We start from the raw sequence: 16,956 nt of genomic DNA on the forward strand, positions 1-16,956 counted from the left end.
GTGACGTCCATCCCGAACCTCAAAAGGGGGTCCCTATTGCACGCCGATAGGGGGTCCCTTTTAGACGCCGATTGACACTGATGACCCGCATGCTCGGCGCATTCGAGCATCGCGTCGTAGGCTCTCCGGGTTACTTCGAACGCTTTGGGCGGCCCGAAACGCCGGAGGACCTGAGCGGACATGCCTGTCTTCAGCATCGTTTTCCCTCGACGGGTAAGTTCGAACGCTGGCCGCTTTATCGCGGCGAGACCTTTGTCGGGAATGACCTTCCCTCGACACTCAGCGCGAGCACGTTGGAGCCGCTGATTTATCTGGCCGAGCAGGGACAGGGTCTGACATGCGTTCCGCTGTTCACTGTCAGGCGACAACTGGCGAGCGGCGAACTTGAGCCGGTGCTGACCTCATTCATGAAAAGCACAGGCAAGCTGCGCATCGTCTGGCCGTCAAGCCGTCATCCGACGCCCAAGGTCCGCGCCTTCGTGGACTTCGTGGCGGCCGAACTCTTGGTCACCGAGCGGGCGGGCCCGGTGTCGGCGACATCGCAAGTGTCAGCCTAACAAGAGCGGATATTGCGGCCTAGGACTGTTAACGACCTTCCGAACGCTAGGAAGGTCAGGGAAGAGTCACGACCCGACAATCAGCCTGAACGAGGCTGATTAGAAACTCATCTAGGGCGCGATCCGAAACGTGGCTACAGACGTGGGAAAAATTGAAGAAGCGCCCATAGAATATTGTTTTTCTTTCATTATTTACCCCAGAAAGCGGATCGCCCGCTCCGCCATTCGTCTTAGGCCCCAAACCGGGGCCGGCGAAATCAAACTTTCGAATTGAATCAGCAGGGCCCGGATCGGGCCACGCCCCCGTGTTCCGCAGCCTGAAGGCTGCAGGGCTCCGCCGCGATCACGCCGCGACGGAGCGCCCTTGCCTTATTGGGCCGCCAGCGCGGCCTGGACCTCGGCCCGGGCGGCTTCCATATCGCGGCGGAAGACGTCGGAGCGTTGTTCGGCGCCATAGATGACCATGCCCGACTGGATGCCGGCCTCGACGGCGCTGTAGCTGTGGGATCCGCAGATGTAGCGGCTCTCGGCGAACTCGCGGCCGCGCGCATAGAGGGCGTCGGCGCGCTGGGGCGCCAGTTCGGCCAGGATCATCGCCACATGCATCCCATGGGCCGAGTGACCGGACGGATAGTCGGGATTACCGGCCAGATGGTCGCTCTTGGCTTCGCAGATCGGCTGGTCCGTGCCGATATAGGGGCGTTTGGTGGCCCAGTGAGTCTTGGCGTCGCCGACCACAGACCGGTCGTCGCCCGCCCGGTCCAGCAACGCCGTCAGGACCGGCGCGGTTTCGCGCGTCAGGCGCACGCCCAAGGCCTCGGCGAAATGATCATAGGCGTCCCCGGTGACGTCGTGGGTGGCCAGCACCCAGCGCGGCGTGCCCTCCAGACTGCGGGTCTGCAGGAAGACGCCCCGGTTGGCGATGTCGCGGGGCGAACCCGGCGCGGGCGGAGGCGCCAGGACGGCGGTCAGGTCCGGCCGGTCCGGCTTGGCCAGATAACCGCGCGGGACGGCGGCGCCGGTCGGCTCGATCGCCAGACCGTCGCAGCGCGTCTCGGTCCGCAGCCGGTTGCAGGCGGCGGCGTCCGCCCCCGTCAGCCGCACCTCATAGCCCGGGAAGCGCGGATCGGCCCACAGATAGTCCGTCGACACATATTGCGCCCCGCTGGCGAAGGCGGCGCTGCGGCGCGCGACGTCGCCGGAGCGGGCCTCGGCCGTATCCGCATCGGCGCGGGTGCGGACGATGAAGCCGGCGCGAACGGCGGCCTGGATGCGCGCCTGCTCGGCCACGGGGTCATTGAGCGTCAGATAGGCGGCGGCCGGCGAGGTCTCGTCGGTGTTGACGAAGAAGACGCGGCCTTCCAGCGAGCGGCGCGCGCCACGATAGCTGGCGACCTTTTCCGGGCCTTCGTCCAGGGCGAAGAAGACCTTGCCCCGCGCGGCTCCCAAGGTCGGCCAGCCGCCGGCCAGAACCGCGTCACGCAGGGTGGGATGATCGCCCTGGACACCGTCCGGCGTGATCAGCCGGTCGGCGTCGAAGACCGAGCGGACCTCGGCGTCCAGGGCGTCCCAGGCGGCGGCGTCGAAATCCAGGGGCGTCACCCCGCCCGGCATGGAGACCGCGCCCGTCTTGGCGTTCAGCATGATCAGGATCGGGGCGTGATCGGGATGGGCGCGCGACCAGTCGCGGATCTCGGTCAGACAGGCCACGAAAGTCAGGCAGGTGCTGCGGAAATCGACGTCCGGCATATGCAGGGTCTTGAAGCCGGGTCGGGCCATGGCTTCAGCGAAGGCGGCGCTGGTCAGCGCCCCCTGCCCCGGCCGGCCCAGGGCGGACAGGGGATGGGCGTAGCGCCCGCCCTGCGGATCGTTCAGCACGTCGATCTCGATCTGGCGCGCGCCGGCGTCCAGTTGTTCGGTCAGGGGCCGGTGCGAATAGTCCAGGGCCACGGCGGCGGGATTGACGGCGATCATGGCCTGCAGCTCGGCGGCCGGGATCGGCAGCTTGTAGCTGTTATGGGTCCCCACGGCCGTCAGATCGTTCATCCCCAGACGCCGATCCATCCAGGCCACAGCACAGGCGTCGCCGCCCGCCGCCCGAACGTCCGGCGCGCTCAGATCACAGGTCGGCTGGACGGCGTTGAGGGCGGATCCGGCCAACAGGGCGGCCATCAGGGTGAACATGGGGAACTCCTTGGGTTTGGAACAGGAAGGGCCTGGGCCGCGCGGTGCGGGGGCTATAGCGACCAGCGCAGGCTGGCGGTGACGCTGGGACCGACGCGGCCGAGTTGCAGCAGGCGTCGCGTGTCGTGCTCATAGGCCAGGTCGGTCGTGTCGGTCAGGTTCGAGGCGGCGATCACCAGTTCCCCGCCCGATCCGATGTCGAAAGAGGCCTGGGCGTCCAGATAGCCGGCGTCCGCCACGGTGAAGTCCGACACCCCTCCCCCCTGCATGTCCGCCTCGGATCGGAAGGCGGACCGCCAGGACCAGGACAGACCGATGGCGACCGGTCCCCGCTCGAAGAAGGGGTTGATCGAATAGGCCAGACGCGACACCCCCGCCAGGCTGTACCCCTCCGGCCCCTGGCCGTCCGTCCAGGTCCCGCTGGCCCAAAGGCCGAATCCCGAAGGCAGCCGCCGATGGAGCCCGACCTCCAGCCCCCGGCTGACCGCCCGCCCCAGATTGGCCGGCCGCGACATCAGCACCTCGGCATGCACCAGGGGACCGGCCCGGGTCTCGAACACCAGCATCTCCGGCGCGGCCACCAGTCCGATGAAGTCGTCGATGGTCTTGTGGAAGACCGCGACGCTGAGCGCGCCCTGAGGGAAGGTCCATTCGTAGGAGGCGTCGAGATTGGTCGACATGTAGGGACTGAGATCCGGGTTGCCGCCCACCCCGACGAACAGCGAACCCGGCGAAGGATCGTCGATCTCGGCCTGTCCGCGCTCGTAGATGGACGAGACCAGAGAACTGGCCGGCGCCGTCGCCAGCCGCAGATCGGCCAGGGACGGCCGGGTCATGGTGCGGGACGCCGCCAGTCGCAGCCGGCGCCCCTGATCAAGGTCGAAGGCGATGTTCAGGCTGGGAAGCAGACGGATATCCGACCCCGTATGAGATACGCCCCGGATCGCCGCCACGCCCTTGTCATCCGCCGTCAGCAGCGCGCCGTCCACGGCCGTCCGGGTCGCCACCAGGCGAAGACCCAGATTGCCGAAGAAGGGCGCCGATCCCGCTTCGCCTTCAAAGTCGATCCGCGCATAGACGGCGCCGACCCGTTCGCCCACCTTGTACGAATTCTGCAGGTCGGCGCCGGTGGGCTTCAGGTCGCCCGGCGAGACTACGATGCTGTCGCTTTCACCCGGGAGGATGAAGGCGGTCTGGAAGGGTGCGAAGTCGGCGACGACCCAAGATCCTGGATGTTCGTCGATAACCTGATCGAAGACGCCGTTCTGAACGCGCGAACTGAAGAAGTCCGGGCTCAGCGTCTTTCCCGGTCCAAGCACGGCTTCGCGGTCCCGGCGCTGATAGTCGCGAGACCGGTCGCTGACCTGGCCGCCGAAACGAAAGTCAAACAGGCTCAGCCCGCCGATCCGGATATCTGCAGCCCGGCCGATGTCGATCAGGGCCGTGGCGTCGTCATCGACGGATTCGATGGCGCGCACGCCCAGCTTTTTCCATTTCAGGGCGGAAGGGTCGTCAAGATCGAAGTCGGTCCGCAGCAGGGCCGCCTTTCGAACGGAGACGGCGTCGCCCACGTCGAAGCTGTAGGATGGCGAAAGGCGCGCGCGAAAAGAGAGGCGTTCAAGCGGCGTATCCAGTTTCGATCGTGCGCGCGACAGGCTGACCCGCGGCTGAAACCTCCACGCCCCCAGCATCACCCGGGCCATTCCCGAGACCACGATATTCAGATGCGCCTGGTCCGAGAACTCGGTGTTGTTGTCGATCGTGCCGGACTGGACGGCGCCGGCCGAAACCACCCCGTCGGTGATCGTCGCCTGTGCATCGTCCGCCTCCAGCAGCTTGCCGAGCCCATAGACGATCCGGTCTTCACGGATGGCGTTGTCAAAGGTCGAGACCAGGCTGTCGAACCGCAGATGGACGGACGGCGACGCCCGCCATTCTCCCCCCAGGAACAGGCTCCGGCGCAGGCGGTCCTCCTGTTCGACGGTCGTGCGGACGTCGCTGGGCGCCACGACCTGTTCACCGTCCAGGGCCACCGGCAGATAGCGCTGAATCTGGAAACGGTCGTAGAGAACCGAACGTCCCTCTTGCGACAGGCCGCCGACCAGCCCCCAGTCGCCGTCGTCCGAAACCAGCCGCCCGGCCACGGACAGGTCGAGACGGGGGTCCCGCAGTCGCGCCTCGGCCGCGCCGCCGACCCGCAGGCTCAGGAACGGATCGCCATCCAGCCCCCCGACCGTCTCGATATTGATGTTGGAGCCGATTCCGCCCTCGATCAGATCCGGCGTCGCGGACTTGGTCAGTTGCGCGCCGGCCAGCAGGTCCGCCGACAGGGCGCGAAAGCGGAACTGGCGGCCGCTCTGGGTCGAGTTGCGGATGTTCTCGTTGAAGGCCACCGGCGCGCCGTTCAGGGTCACCGACTGGAACAGGGGGCCCAGGCCTCGGACGCTGACAAACTGCCCCTCCCCCACCTCGCGCTCGATGGCGACGCCAGGGACGCGCTGGAGGGCCTCGGCCAGATTGGCGGCCGGCAGTTCGCCGATCCGGGTCGAAGAGGCGCTGTCGGAGATGACGTCGGCCTTGCGCTTGCGGCGCAGGGATTCCTCGATCTGTTCCGACAGCCGGCCGACCACGGCAATGTCTTCCAACTCGGTCGGGGCCGCGGGCTGCGGCCGCTCCGGCGCCGCGGGCGCCGCCCAGACCCGAACGCCACGGGCGCCGATGAAGCGGTATTGAAGGCCTGCGCCGTCCAGCATCCGGCTGACCGCCGCGCGCCAGGTCATGCGGCCCCGAACGGGACGGCTGCGCCGCGCTTCGCCCGGCGAGGCGACAAAAGCCAGTTCACATCCCGCCGCCACGCAAAGATCCACCAGCGCACGGCGGGCGTCCTGGGCAGGAATATCGAACGTCAGTGTCCCGTCCTGCGCTTGGGCGCGCCCGGTCCATCCCCCGCTGACCAGCACAGACAAAACCGCCCCCGCGACAACGACACGTCGCGCACCGAGCGGCGTCGATGGTGCGAACGGCTTCAAACGGAGCAGGCCTTAGGACAATGGGACGAAGTTCAGCGTCGATCCTTAGCGCGACCGCGTGACAGCTCTGCGATGGCCCCAGCCTGCACTGACCTAGTCTGCTCGTATCAGGGCGCGACCGTCCGAGGTCCGTTCAATGGAAATCGGCAACAGATCGTCCATGCGGTCGATCAGTCCGACCTGTCCGGTCAAGGGCAACACCACCGTCACCCTCGTCTTCGCCAGGGCGGGATCGGCGATGACCATCGGCCGGTCGGCATAACGGGCAGCCTCAGCGATCACGTCGGACAGCGGCGCGTCATGGAAGATCAAGCGCCGTTCGCGCCAGGCCGTGGCGGACTCGACGTCCGGACGGCTCAGATGGACGCGGTCCAGGCCGGGGGTGAAGACGGCCTTCTGGCCGGGCGCCAGCATCACCGCGTGATCAAGCGAACGCCTCTTGCCGACGTCATGGCGGCCGATGGCGACACGCCCTTCCAGCAAGGAGACCTCCGCCCGGTTCCGCCGCAAGGTGGTGGTGAACCGCGTGCCCGTGACGATGACATTCCGATCCGCAACAGCGACCTGGAACGGGCGGGCAGGATTGTGGACGACATCGAAATAGGCCGCGCCCCGCAACAGGACGACGCGCCGGGCGTCATCCTCGAACCGCACCCGGATTTGCGTATCGGCGTCCAGGGTGACGCGAGAACCGTCCTCCAAGGCGAGATCGGTGATTTCGCCGGGCGCGCTGGCGTAGACCACCGCCCCCTTGTCGGCGCTCTGGGATCCCAGGCCGGGCAGGATCATCAGGACGGCGATGGCCGCGACGGCCGAGGTCGCCAGGCCGCCGATCAGGATTCGTCGGCCGGTGTTCACGGGCTTGCGCCCCCGCAGCCGCGCCAGATCGCCTTCGAAGGCGCCGGCCAGAGGCGCGAGGCCCGCCAGACGCGCCTTCGCGGTCTCGTAGGCTGGCAGGTTGTCGTCCTTCTCCAACCAATCGAGGAAGGCCGCCTGATCGCGCGCGGGGACGGTCGGCCGACGCATGCGCGCCAGCCAGTCTTCGGCGGTTCGCGGCCGACGATCGAACAGGGATGTCAGGCGCTGGATCATGCGCGAACGAAACGCTCCTGGACGCGGCAGGGGGATAAGGCGCCGACGCCTTCAATATTCACAACGACACAGGGGTACGACACCTCAACCCTCTCGCGAAATCTTCAGCTGACGGAGGGCTTCGGCGATGTGTTTCTCGACCATGCTGACCGAAACCCCCAGGCGTTTGGCGATCTGGCTGTAGGTCTGCCCCTCGAACCGGTTGAGCAGGAAGGCGTCGCGCGTTCGCGGCGGCAGGGCGCGAATGATCCGGGCGGCGGCGGCCAGGTTTTCCCGGCCGATCAGATGCTGGTCCGCGGCGGGGGCGTCGCTGGCCACGGCCCGCGGGCCGGCGTCCAGGGCGTGAATGTCGTCGGTTCCGCGCACGCCCTTGCGGCCGGCCGATTTCCAGCGGTCCGTCTGCAGATTGCGGGCGATCACAAACAACAGGGGTCGAGCGTCGGCGCCTGACAGATCGTGGCCGGCGCGATGAAACCGAACAAAGGCCTCCTGCACCACGTCCTCGGCGTCCTCGATCGTCTGCCCCTTGCGTTGCAGATAGCCGATCAGGTCGCGGCGCAGTTCGACGACAAGACGCTCAACCGACATGGTCGCCGTCTTCCCGCTGGGCAAACGCGCAAAGACGTCCCCTCTTGCGGAGGGGACGTCGCGCCAGGCCAACCTCTAGGGGATCAGAAGTGATGGTCTGAACTGCTGCCATGGTCACGGCTCCCAAGCGAGCCGGCGCCTCAGCCGGCCGCATGAGCGGCCGGCTGGAAGTTCTGCAGACGACGTCGGCCGTCCGCAGCCCTCACCATGGTTCGGCGTTCCGGAAATGGATCAGAACTCCATCCGCAGGCCAAGGTTGATACGGCGACCCGACAGTTCGTACATGGTGGGGAAGGACGGATCCATCGTATAGCCCTTGGTCGCCTCATCGGTGACGTTGATGCCCTCCAGGTTGATCTGGAGGCTGTCGGTCACATTGTAGCTGGCCGACAGGTCGATCTGACCATAGCCTTCGCGCCAGATCGGATACATTTCGTAGCCGATCCCTTCGACGTACTTGTCCTTGAAGTTGTAGGACGCGCGCGCCTGGAACTTCGAGTTATCGTAGTAGAGGGTGAAGTTGTAGGTGTTGTCGGCCAGACCGACGGGCGGCATGCTGATGCCCAGTTTTGTCGTGGACGTCAGCGAGCTGTCCAACACCGTGTAGTTGGCGTTGATGCCGAAGCCTTCCAGCGGCGCATAGAACTGGCCGAACGGCACGACGGCGACCAGTTCGACGCCGCTGACTTCATACGAACCCGGCTCGTTGATGGGCTGATAGACGTCGAAGGTGTAGACGCCGTCGATCGAGCCGTTTGCGTTGTACTTGGTCACGTTCGGCACCGTGCCCGTCAGGGCCTGGCGAACGACGCCCTCGATCTCTTTCCAGAAGTAGGACACGGCCAGAAGACCGCCGTCACCCAGATACTGTTCCAGGCCCACTTCCCATTGCTTGGCGTAGGTCGGCTTCAGATTGGGGTTGCCGTCGGTGAAGCGGAACGAGTTCCAGCTGGCCGTGCGCTTGTAGGCCAGATCGGTCAGGGCCGGGCGGATCAGGGTTTCCGAAGCTGCGGCGCGGAAGATCAGGCTGTCCGTCAGATCGGCCGTGATGTTGAGGCTGGGCAGAACCTTGTCATAGCTGCCGTCGCTCGACACCGGCTCGGGCGTATAACCGGTCGAACCGTTCGGGTTCTGGATCTGGTGGTAACCCGACGAAGTGATCGAGGTGTCGACGTAGCGAGCGCCGCCGTTGACGGCGACCGGCACGGCCCCCAGGTCGAAGTTCAGGTCGGCCATGGCGTACAGCGACACGACCTCTTCCGACACCTCGTAATAGTCGCCCACGTTGAACGGCGTGTAGAAGCCGTCGTAGCGGAAGGTGCGGCGGGCGTAGTCGTTGGACACCTGGCTCCAGGTCAGGTCACGGACGCTGTAGGCGCCGCCGGGGACCAGATCGCTGACCGCCGTCAGTTCGCTCTGCGACATCGGGCGTCCGAGGTAGTCGACCTTGCCGGCGCCGGTGCCCTGGATGTTCAGGGAGCCGTACTGGCGCTCCTTCGACTTGTCGGTATAGCGGGCGCCGACCTGGACGCTGGTCAGGGCCGGGAAGAAGTCCAGATTCAGGTCTTTGGTGAAGTCGATCTGGGCGGCGTATTTGTCGTCGCTGATCTGCTCCAGCGACGTCTCGTAGCCTTCGAACAGATAGCTGGACGGCGAGTTGTACATGTCGATCGACGCCGGGTTGGCGCTCTTGATCGTCTCACCGCCCTGGGCCGTCCAGCGCGTCCGCGACGGCGCATAGACCGTGTGCTTCAGGTTGGCGTAGTCCAGCGTCTTCTCGGCGCCGGAATAGCCGGCCAGAGCATGCAGCTTCCAGCTGTCGCCGCTCCAGTTCAGTTCCGTCCCGAACTGCCGATAGTCCGTCTCGTTGATCCGCTCCTTGCTGAGCATCTCATGTTGGGTAAGGGTATAGGATACGTCGCGCAGCACGATCAGGCCGGAGTCAGCCAGGGTGGTCTTGTCGTACTCGTGGATGGTTTCCAGCGTCGAGCGGCTGGAGGCCGAATAGGCCGCCGCGTCATATTCGTCTTCGGTGGTTTCGTACCGGCCGATCAGGGCGTCGAAGGCCAGGCTGAAGTTCGATGACGGACGGTATTGCAGCGACAGGGCGCCGCCCCATTGGTCCTGGGTGTTCAGATAGGCGCGGTCGCCGACCTTGTCCTGGAAGATGATGCGGTCCGTCTCGGCCGTATTGGCGCGGTTCTGAACGACGACGCCGGCGTCGCGCGCCAGCACAGCCATCGCCTGGGCGCCCCGGGCGCCCGTCGAGTTGGCGAGAAAACGGGTCATCGGGCGGAAGTTGATGCCCGAGTTCGAGTCGGTCCGGTTGGTCCGGCGCGCGGTCGAGAAGGACACCAAGGCCCCGAGGTCGCCCCAGGTGTCGCTGGCCAGGAAGGACAGTTTCGGATCGGTCTTTTCCGAGATCGAATTATAGGCGCCCTCGACAGAACCGACGACCCGGCGGCCGGCGTAGTCGAACGGGCGGGCGGTCGAGATATTGACCGAACCGGCGATGCCGCCCTCTTCATCGGCGGCGCGCGGCGACTTCTGGACCGTCACCTGCTGGATGATTTCCGAGGCGAAGATGTCGAACTCGACGTCGCGGCCGCCGCTGCCCGAGGCGGTCGCCAGGCCGTTGATGCTGACGAAGGTGAACTCGCTGGGCAGGCCGCGCACGTTGACGCGCTGGCCCAGGCCCTTGTTGCGTTCGATGGTCACGCCGGGGATGCGCTGCAGCGCCTCGGCCAGGTTCTGCTCGGGGAAGTTGGCCACGTCGGTCGCGACGATGGAGTCCGAGAAGCCGACCGTCTTGCGCTTGATATCCACCGCCTCTTCGAGGCTGCGGCGATACGAGCCGGTGACGATGATCTCGTCGATCTCGGTCGCTTCAGCCGCGCTCGGCGCGGTGACGACGGCTTGATCGGCCGATTGCGCCAGGGCGGCGAACGGCGACGCGGCGACCAGGGCGAAAGCCGTGGTGCCCAGGATTCGGTTCTTCATTTCAGGTAGCCCCCAGTGAGTTCTAGGCGCTTCAACGACAGGGCCTCACAGCCCCTCAATGTGTGACAGGGCTTTTCATTCAAACTTCACGGCGCTGTCGCGTTCGCCGCTTCCGGACAGCAAAACGGCCCGCCGGACGCCCTGAAGGACGCCTGACGAGCCGCTGTCAGCCTGACTGTTCCGCCTGAAACGGTTAGCCGCCGTAGCTCCGGCCGCCGCCGCCGAAGCCGCCGCGCGACACGACGGCCGTGCGGCTCTGAACCCGGGCCGGCGCCTGACGCGCCACATCGCCATGTTCGCGGGCGTTGGCGACGGTGCGACCGGTCCGATAGTCGCGGTAGGTGTACCCGCCGCCGTAGCCGTTCGAGTAGCGGTTCTCGCGGTCGCGATACAGCGGGCCGCCGCCGCGATAACCGCCGCCGTTCAACAACTGGCCGACCACGAACCCCGCCAGCAGAGGCGTGAAGAAGGAGCCGTTGCCGCCCTGATTGTTGGGCTGGCATTGCGACGGCCCCCACTGGCCTTCGCATTCTTCGCGCGTCGCATAGCGCGGCGCGGTCTTGGCGGCTTCTTCCTGAGCCTTGGCCAGGGCGGCGTCGCACTGGTCGTCAGGGATGTCGTTGGCGGCGCGGCATTCGTCCAGACTGGCGTAGGCCAGGGCGGGTTCCGGCTCGGGCTCGGGCGCCCGGACCTGAGGCGAACTGCAGGCGGCCAGCGAGAAGCTGGCGGTCGCCATCAGACTGCTGACATGCAGAATGCGCGACCGTTTCAGCCGACGCATGGTTTCCGTCTTGGGCAGGTCCTTGGGATCGGTCATGGCGGTCACGACGTCATGCAGGCGGCGTTCAGCAGCCCGACGCAGATGGAGATGGAGGCCAGATAGACGGCCGCGGCGATTTCGCCCGCCTCGATACGGGCCACCAGATTGCGGAAGGCCATGCGGCTGATGGCGACGAAGACCACGATCTGGATCACGCCGGCCAACAGGGCCCAGGCCGCGAACTCCATCAGGCTGACGGTGTGCGACAGGGCCGAGGCCAGGGGCAGGACATAGCCGATCAGGGCCCCGCCCAGCGCAATGGCGGCGGCGGTGTTGCCCTCACGGATCAGCGTATGCTCGTGATAGGGCGTGACCCACTGGTAAACCAGCTTGAAGGCCAGGGTGAAGGCGCCGGCGACGGCGAAGGCGATCAGGAAGGCGATCGCGCCCTGCTGAAAAATGAACCAGTCGAACATTCAGTCTTCCCTTTCGGATCGCGCGGTCAGGCGCGGAACTCGGCCATTTCCAATGGAATGCCGATCATGATTTCGTGGGTGGTCTCGCCGCCCTCGGGCTGTTGCTCCAGGGCGATCATCAGTTCGCGGCCGTCCGCCAGTTGGCGCGCGTACAGCATGCAGGTCTGAAAGATCTTGGCGTAGGGCGTGGTCGCCGCCCGGTCGTCCCAGATGGTCTCCCATAGAGTGACCGGCGGCTGAACGGCGTCGCTCTCGGCGAACCAAAAGCGCGGATAGTCCGGCAGTTCCTCCGCCGCACCGTGAAAGACCGGCGCCGACAGACGGTCGCGCCAGATCCGGCGTTCCCGCTCGCCCGGCGGATAGGCCGAGGTCCAGGGGATGAACAGGCTGAAATCATAGCTTTCGGCGCCCGCCTCGTCGTCGCTCATGGCCTGAAGCATGACGTGATCGTCGGTGTAGAAGCGGTGGACGAACTGGCCGCTGTCCAGACTGACCAGGCCCTGGGCCGAGATGTCCAGCACGTCCCGATCCAGCACGAAATGGGTCTCATCGCCCAACCGGCGCCAGGCCAGCGGATCCAGCGACACCGTCCGACCCACGGTGATGTTTCGCACGGTCGCCAGCTTGGAGGCCGGCTCGACCTTGTTCGATGATCCAAAGAGTTTCTTGAACATGGGCGACTATCTAGGCCCGAAGCGCGCCGACGGCGAGCGAACAGCGAGGATGCGACCGAATGATGCGGTTCATGGCTCGAAAATTCAACACATCTTGCCGGACGTCAAGCGTTCATGTTACGCGTTTCATGAAACATGCCTGCAACCGCCCCGCCCTCGTCCGCCGCCAATGACCGCATCCGTGCGTGGCGACAGGCGCGTCGGGAGGCGGGGCTGGTCAAGCTGGAGCTCTGGGTGCCCGAATCCGCTCGCGACGACGTGAAGGCCGCCGTCCGCGCCATCATCACCGATTCCACCCGCGGCCCCCGGCTTGCTGCTCAGAGCCTTGCCGGCCGCTCGCGCCGCCCCACTTCTCATTCCATCCCCCCTGGAGACGACCACCATATGGACGCCGTGATCGAAACCCCCTGGACCGTGCCCGCCATCAAGGCGGCGCTCGATGAATCCCCCCTGCTGCGCGAGGGCGAGATGACCCTGCGCGTGCTGGAGGGCGCCGAGCCCGTCCTGTTGGCGACCATGCACGAATACGGCGACCTGCCGGTCTATCTCAGCGTCGGCGGCGCTCAGATCGTCTGTTCGGTCCTGCTGTGGCCCGTCGCCGAACAGGCCGACCGCCACGCCTTCAACGAATTCCTGCTGAAGGCCCAGCGCGTGGTGCCCCTGTCCAACTTCGCCATCACCAACGTCGGCGGCGAAGACGTGTATGAGCTGATGGGCGAACTGTCGTGCAAGACGACGCTACAGACCATCCTCATCGAACTGCGCACCCTGGCCGAGAATGCGATCGACGCCACTGAACTGCGTGAAACCTTCGGCGCCGACGCCGCCTGATCCGGAGACCCGACCATGTCCATGCTCAGAAAACTCTCCGCCCTGTTCCGCGGTTCGGCCCATGATGCGGCCCAGGGCGTCGTCGACGCCAATGCGCTGAAGATCCTCGACCAGGAAATCCGCGACGCCGACAACGCTCAGGGCAAGGCCCGCGACGACCTCGCCGGCTTGGTGGCCCGTCGCCGCATGGCCGAAAACGAAATGGCCAGCTTCCGCGACCAGATCGCCAAATACGAAAGCTCGGCCCGCTCCGCCCTGGGCCAGGGCAAGACCGACCTCGCCCGCGAGGTCGCCGGCCGTATCGCCGAGCTGGAGGTCGAGATCACCAGCCGCGGCCCGCTGATCGAGGACATGAAGACGGCCGAGACGCGCCTGCGCACCGCCATCGCCTCGACCGACCAGAAGATCGAGACGCTTCGTCGCGAGATCGACATCGTCAAGGTCAACGACTCCGTCCAGCGCGCCCAGACCTCGGTCGCCCTGAACTCGGCCGGCGCCCAGTCGCGCATCGGCTCGGCGGCCGACAGCCTGCAACGCATCAAGCAGCGCCAGGCGATCCAGGAAGAAAAGCTGAACGCCAGCCAGGCCCTGGAAGACCGCCGCACCGGCGCCGACCTGGACGCCAAGCTGCGCGAGGCCGGCATCCTGCCCGGCCATTCGTCAGCCGACGACGTCCTGGCCCGCCTCAGCCAGCCGGACGTGACCGTGGTCACGCCGCGCATCGGCCAATCGACCCCCGACAAGGACCCGGCCTGAACCATGGAGCGTCTGCGCCTCGAAGCCCGAACCGACTGGGACGCCAAGGCCGAGGAACTCGGCTTCACCTGGCGCCACACTGACGGCAAACCCTATTGGGACGAGACGGCCGCCTACGCCTTCTCGCTGGCCGAGATCGAGGACGGGATCGAGGCGCCGACCGCCGAACTGCACGGCCTCTGCCTGGACCTCGTCAATGAGGCGGTCCAGTCGGAGCGCCTGATGGAGCAGCTCGATATTCCCGAGCCGATGCGGGACTATGTCGCCGAAAGCTGGAAACGGCAGGAGCCGTCCCTCTATGGCCGGTTCGACTTCGCCTATGACGGCGCGGGTCCGGCCAAGCTCTACGAATACAACGCCGACACCCCGACCAGCATCTATGAGACGGCGGTGTTCCAATGGCTGTGGCTGGAGGACCAGATCGCCGCCGGTGTCCTGCCCGCCGACGCCGACCAGTTCAACAGCCTGCACGAGAAGCTGGTCGACCGGTTTCGCGCCATCTTCCCGAACGGCGGCTTCCTCCACTTCAGCTCCGACGCCGACTTCGTCGAGGACCGCCAGACCGTGCGTTTCCTCGAGGATCTCGCGCGTCAGGCCGGGCTGGACCCTCAGTTCGTCGCCATCGATCAGATCGGCCTGAACGAAGACGGCCGGTTTGTCGATCATGAGAACTGGATCATCCAGGCCATGTTCAAACTCTATCCGTGGGAGCAGATGCTGCGCGACGACTACGCCGCCCCCCTGCCGACCGCAGAGGTCACGGTGCTGGAGCCGGCGTGGAAGAGCATCCTGTCCAACAAGGCCATCCTGCCCCTGTTGTGGGAGCGGCATGCGGGCCACCCCAATCTACTGGAATCCTATTTCGAGGGCGACCCTAAGGCGACGGCCCTGGGGACCTCCTATGTCCGCAAGCCCCTGTTCTCGCGCGAAGGCGACAATGTCGAACTGATCGATCAGGGCCTCAGCGCCGCCGAGGTGGTGGACGGCGGTTACGGCGAGGGCCGCTACATCCGTCAGGCCCTGCACAATCCGCCGCGTTTCGACGACAACTATGTCATCGTCGGCTCCTGGGTCGTCGGCGAAGAACCGGCCGGCATCAGCCTGCGCGAGGATCAGGGGCGCATCACCCGCAACACCTCGCGCTTCGTGCCCCACTTCATCCGCGACTGACGCTCACCCCGCCGCCTGATCAGAACCACCGGTCCTGCATCGCCAGCGTCGTGTCGTCCTTGCTGACCAGCAGATCCAGCATCGGTCCGATCTTGGGCAGTTCCCAGCGGAAGAAGTAGCGCGCGGCCTGGCGCTTGCCGTCGTAGAAGTCGCCGGTCTTGCCCGCCGCCGCCAGCGCCTGCTCCAGCCAGATCCAGGCCAGCACCGCATGGCCCACGGCCTCCAGATAGGTCGAGGCGTTGGCCAGGGCCCGCTCCGGGTCGCCGTCCTGCCAGACCGTGGCCGTCGCCGCCCCGATCCGGCCCATGGCCTCGGCCAGGGCCTCGCTGTAGGGCGCCAACTCACCATCGCCTGACGCCCGCGCCACGGTGGCCATCACCGTCTCGCCCAGCAGCTTCAGCCCCGAGCCGCCGTCCATGATCGCCTTGCGGCCCAACAGGTCCAGTCCCTGGATCCCGTGCGTGCCCTCGTGGATCGGGTTCAGCCGGTTGTCGCGATAGAACTGCTCGACCGGATAGTCGCGTGTATAGCCGTAGCCGCCCAGCACCTGGATCGCCAGGCTGTTGCCCTCCAGGCACCATTGCGACGGCCAGCTCTTGGCGATGGGCGTCAGCATGTCCAGCAGCCGTCCGGCGCGGTCCCGCTCGGCCGCGTCCTCGGCCGTCGTCTGGTCGTCGGTCAGCCGCGCGCAATACAGGTTCAGCCCCAACGCACCCTCGGCATAGGCCTTCTGCGCCAGCAGCATGCGGCGCACGTCCGCGTGCTGGATGATCGGCACGGGCGGACTGGCGGGATCCTTGGCCGACAGGGGCCGTCCCTGCGGCCGCCCGCGCGCATAATCCAGGGCGTGCAGATAGCCGGTGTATCCCAGGGCCGCCGCCCCCGCCCCAACGCCGATCCGCGCCTCGTTCATCATGTGGAACATGGCGGCCAGCCCCTGATGCGGCGCCCCGACCAGCCAGCCGACCGCGCCCCCCTGCCCGCCCGGCGCATGCCGGCCTTCACCGAAGTTCAGCAGGGTGTTGGTCGTGCCGCGATAGCCCATCTTGTGGTTCAGACCCGCCAGGACGACGTCGTTGCGCTCGCCCGGCGCGCCGCTCTCGTCCAGCAGGTGCTTGGGAACCACGAACAGCGAGATCCCCTTCACCCCCGCCGGCGCCCCCTCCATCCGCGCCAGCACCATATGGACGATGGTCTCCGACAGGTCGTGATCCCCGCCCGAAATCCACATCTTCGACCCGAACAGCCGATAGCTGCCGTCGGCCTGCGCAACCGCGCGGGTGCGAATGTCGCCCAGCGACGATCCCGCCTGCGGCTCCGACAGACACATGGTGCCGAAGAACCGTCCCTCCAGCATCGGCCGCACATAGGCGTCGACCTGCGCGGCCGTGCCGTGGGTCTTCAGCAGATTGGCCGCCCCAATCGTCAGGAACGGATAGGCGGCCGTGCCCACATTGGCGGCCTGGAACCAGGCGAAGCCGGCGCGCTCGATCACATTGGGCAGTTGCAGCCCGCCCAGATCATAGTCCTGGGACGCCGAAAACAGCCCCGCCTCGCGGAACGCCGCCAGGGCCTCGGCCACCTCGGGGATCATCGTCACCCGCTCGCCGTCGAACGTCGGCTCGTTCTGATCGGCCTTGCGATTGTGCGGGGCGAACATATCCGCCGCAAGCTGGGCGCAGGTATCCAGCACCCCGTCGAACGACACCCGGTCATGATCCGCAAACCGCGCCCGCTGCGTCAGCCGCTCGACCTCCAGCCATTCGTACAGAATGAAATCCAGATCGCGCCGGGACAGGATCAGCGAGGCGTCAGACATGCGAAGGCTCCGAAGACGCC

General features: G+C 66.5%; 13 protein-coding genes. 4 read left to right on the forward strand and 9 right to left on the reverse strand.

The genetic code is table 11. From position 1 onward, the window contains the following. Window positions 1–80 precede the first annotated feature (80 nt). A complete protein-coding gene (locus AC1RSI_RS15595) occupies window positions 81–557 on the forward strand; it encodes a LysR substrate-binding domain-containing protein (protein ID WP_492322690.1) in 477 nt (158 codons plus the stop codon). 369 nt (window positions 558–926) lie between these two features. Here AC1RSI_RS15595 and AC1RSI_RS15600 read toward each other — a convergent pair whose 3' ends face one another. The 8 genes from AC1RSI_RS15600 to AC1RSI_RS15635 all read right to left on the reverse strand — a co-directional run bounded on the left by AC1RSI_RS15600 (window position 927) and on the right by AC1RSI_RS15635 (window position 12,360). Beyond that, window positions 927–2,741, reverse strand: coding sequence for a Ca2+-dependent phosphoinositide-specific phospholipase C (locus tag AC1RSI_RS15600; protein WP_291757210.1), 1,815 nt, complete (start codon window positions 2,739–2,741; stop codon window positions 927–929). A 53-nt stretch (window positions 2,742–2,794) separates the two neighbouring features. Continuing rightward, the gene (locus AC1RSI_RS15605; protein ID WP_492322691.1) at window positions 2,795–5,701 is read right to left on the reverse strand and encodes a TonB-dependent receptor; all 2,907 of its coding nucleotides are present in this window, start codon (window positions 5,699–5,701) and stop codon (window positions 2,795–2,797) included. Window positions 5,702–5,863: 162 nt separating this feature from the next. Further along, window positions 5,864–6,862, reverse strand: a complete 999-nt coding sequence (locus AC1RSI_RS15610; RefSeq protein WP_154726635.1) for a FecR family protein — start codon at window positions 6,860–6,862, stop codon at window positions 5,864–5,866. Window positions 6,863–6,946: 84 nt separating this feature from the next. Next, on the reverse strand, window positions 6,947–7,450 hold the full coding sequence (locus AC1RSI_RS15615; RefSeq protein ID WP_008261471.1) for an RNA polymerase sigma factor: 504 nt from the start codon (window positions 7,448–7,450) through the stop codon (window positions 6,947–6,949). A gap of 231 nt (window positions 7,451–7,681) precedes the next feature. Continuing rightward, window positions 7,682–10,450 (reverse strand): TonB-dependent receptor, encoded by a 2,769-nt coding sequence (locus AC1RSI_RS15620; RefSeq protein ID WP_154726636.1) that lies wholly within the window; start codon window positions 10,448–10,450, stop codon window positions 7,682–7,684. A 193-nt stretch (window positions 10,451–10,643) separates the two neighbouring features. Continuing rightward, window positions 10,644–11,267 (reverse strand): DUF1190 domain-containing protein, encoded by a 624-nt coding sequence (locus AC1RSI_RS15625; protein WP_230307696.1) that lies wholly within the window; start codon window positions 11,265–11,267, stop codon window positions 10,644–10,646. 5 nt (window positions 11,268–11,272) lie between these two features. After that, the gene (locus AC1RSI_RS15630; protein ID WP_008261051.1) at window positions 11,273–11,686 is read right to left on the reverse strand and encodes a DUF350 domain-containing protein; all 414 of its coding nucleotides are present in this window, start codon (window positions 11,684–11,686) and stop codon (window positions 11,273–11,275) included. A gap of 26 nt (window positions 11,687–11,712) precedes the next feature. Next, on the reverse strand, window positions 11,713–12,360 hold the full coding sequence (locus AC1RSI_RS15635) for a YjfK family protein (protein WP_154726638.1): 648 nt from the start codon (window positions 12,358–12,360) through the stop codon (window positions 11,713–11,715). Window positions 12,361–12,495: 135 nt separating this feature from the next. On the opposite strand from AC1RSI_RS15635, the gene AC1RSI_RS15640 reads away from it, so the two are divergent. From AC1RSI_RS15640 to AC1RSI_RS15650, 3 genes are read left to right on the forward strand one after another with little or no spacing between them, the layout of a single operon-like run. After that, window positions 12,496–13,191, forward strand: a complete 696-nt coding sequence (locus AC1RSI_RS15640) for a YjfI family protein (RefSeq protein ID WP_008259979.1) — start codon at window positions 12,496–12,498, stop codon at window positions 13,189–13,191. A 15-nt stretch (window positions 13,192–13,206) separates the two neighbouring features. Then, window positions 13,207–13,947, forward strand: a complete 741-nt coding sequence (locus AC1RSI_RS15645) for a PspA/IM30 family protein (protein ID WP_035305458.1) — start codon at window positions 13,207–13,209, stop codon at window positions 13,945–13,947. A gap of 3 nt (window positions 13,948–13,950) precedes the next feature. Next, the gene (locus tag AC1RSI_RS15650) at window positions 13,951–15,117 is read left to right on the forward strand and encodes a glutathionylspermidine synthase family protein (protein ID WP_154726639.1); all 1,167 of its coding nucleotides are present in this window, start codon (window positions 13,951–13,953) and stop codon (window positions 15,115–15,117) included. A 19-nt stretch (window positions 15,118–15,136) separates the two neighbouring features. Here the strand turns inward: AC1RSI_RS15650 and AC1RSI_RS15655 are convergent, their stop codons facing one another. Then, window positions 15,137–16,936 carry an acyl-CoA dehydrogenase gene (locus AC1RSI_RS15655; protein ID WP_154726640.1) on the reverse strand — a complete coding sequence of 600 codons (1,800 nt, stop codon included), beginning with the start codon at window positions 16,934–16,936 and terminating at the stop codon, window positions 15,137–15,139. Between the last annotated feature and the right edge of the window lie 20 nt (window positions 16,937–16,956).

This window comes from Brevundimonas sp. GW821-FHT10E09 (assembly GCF_058809375.1).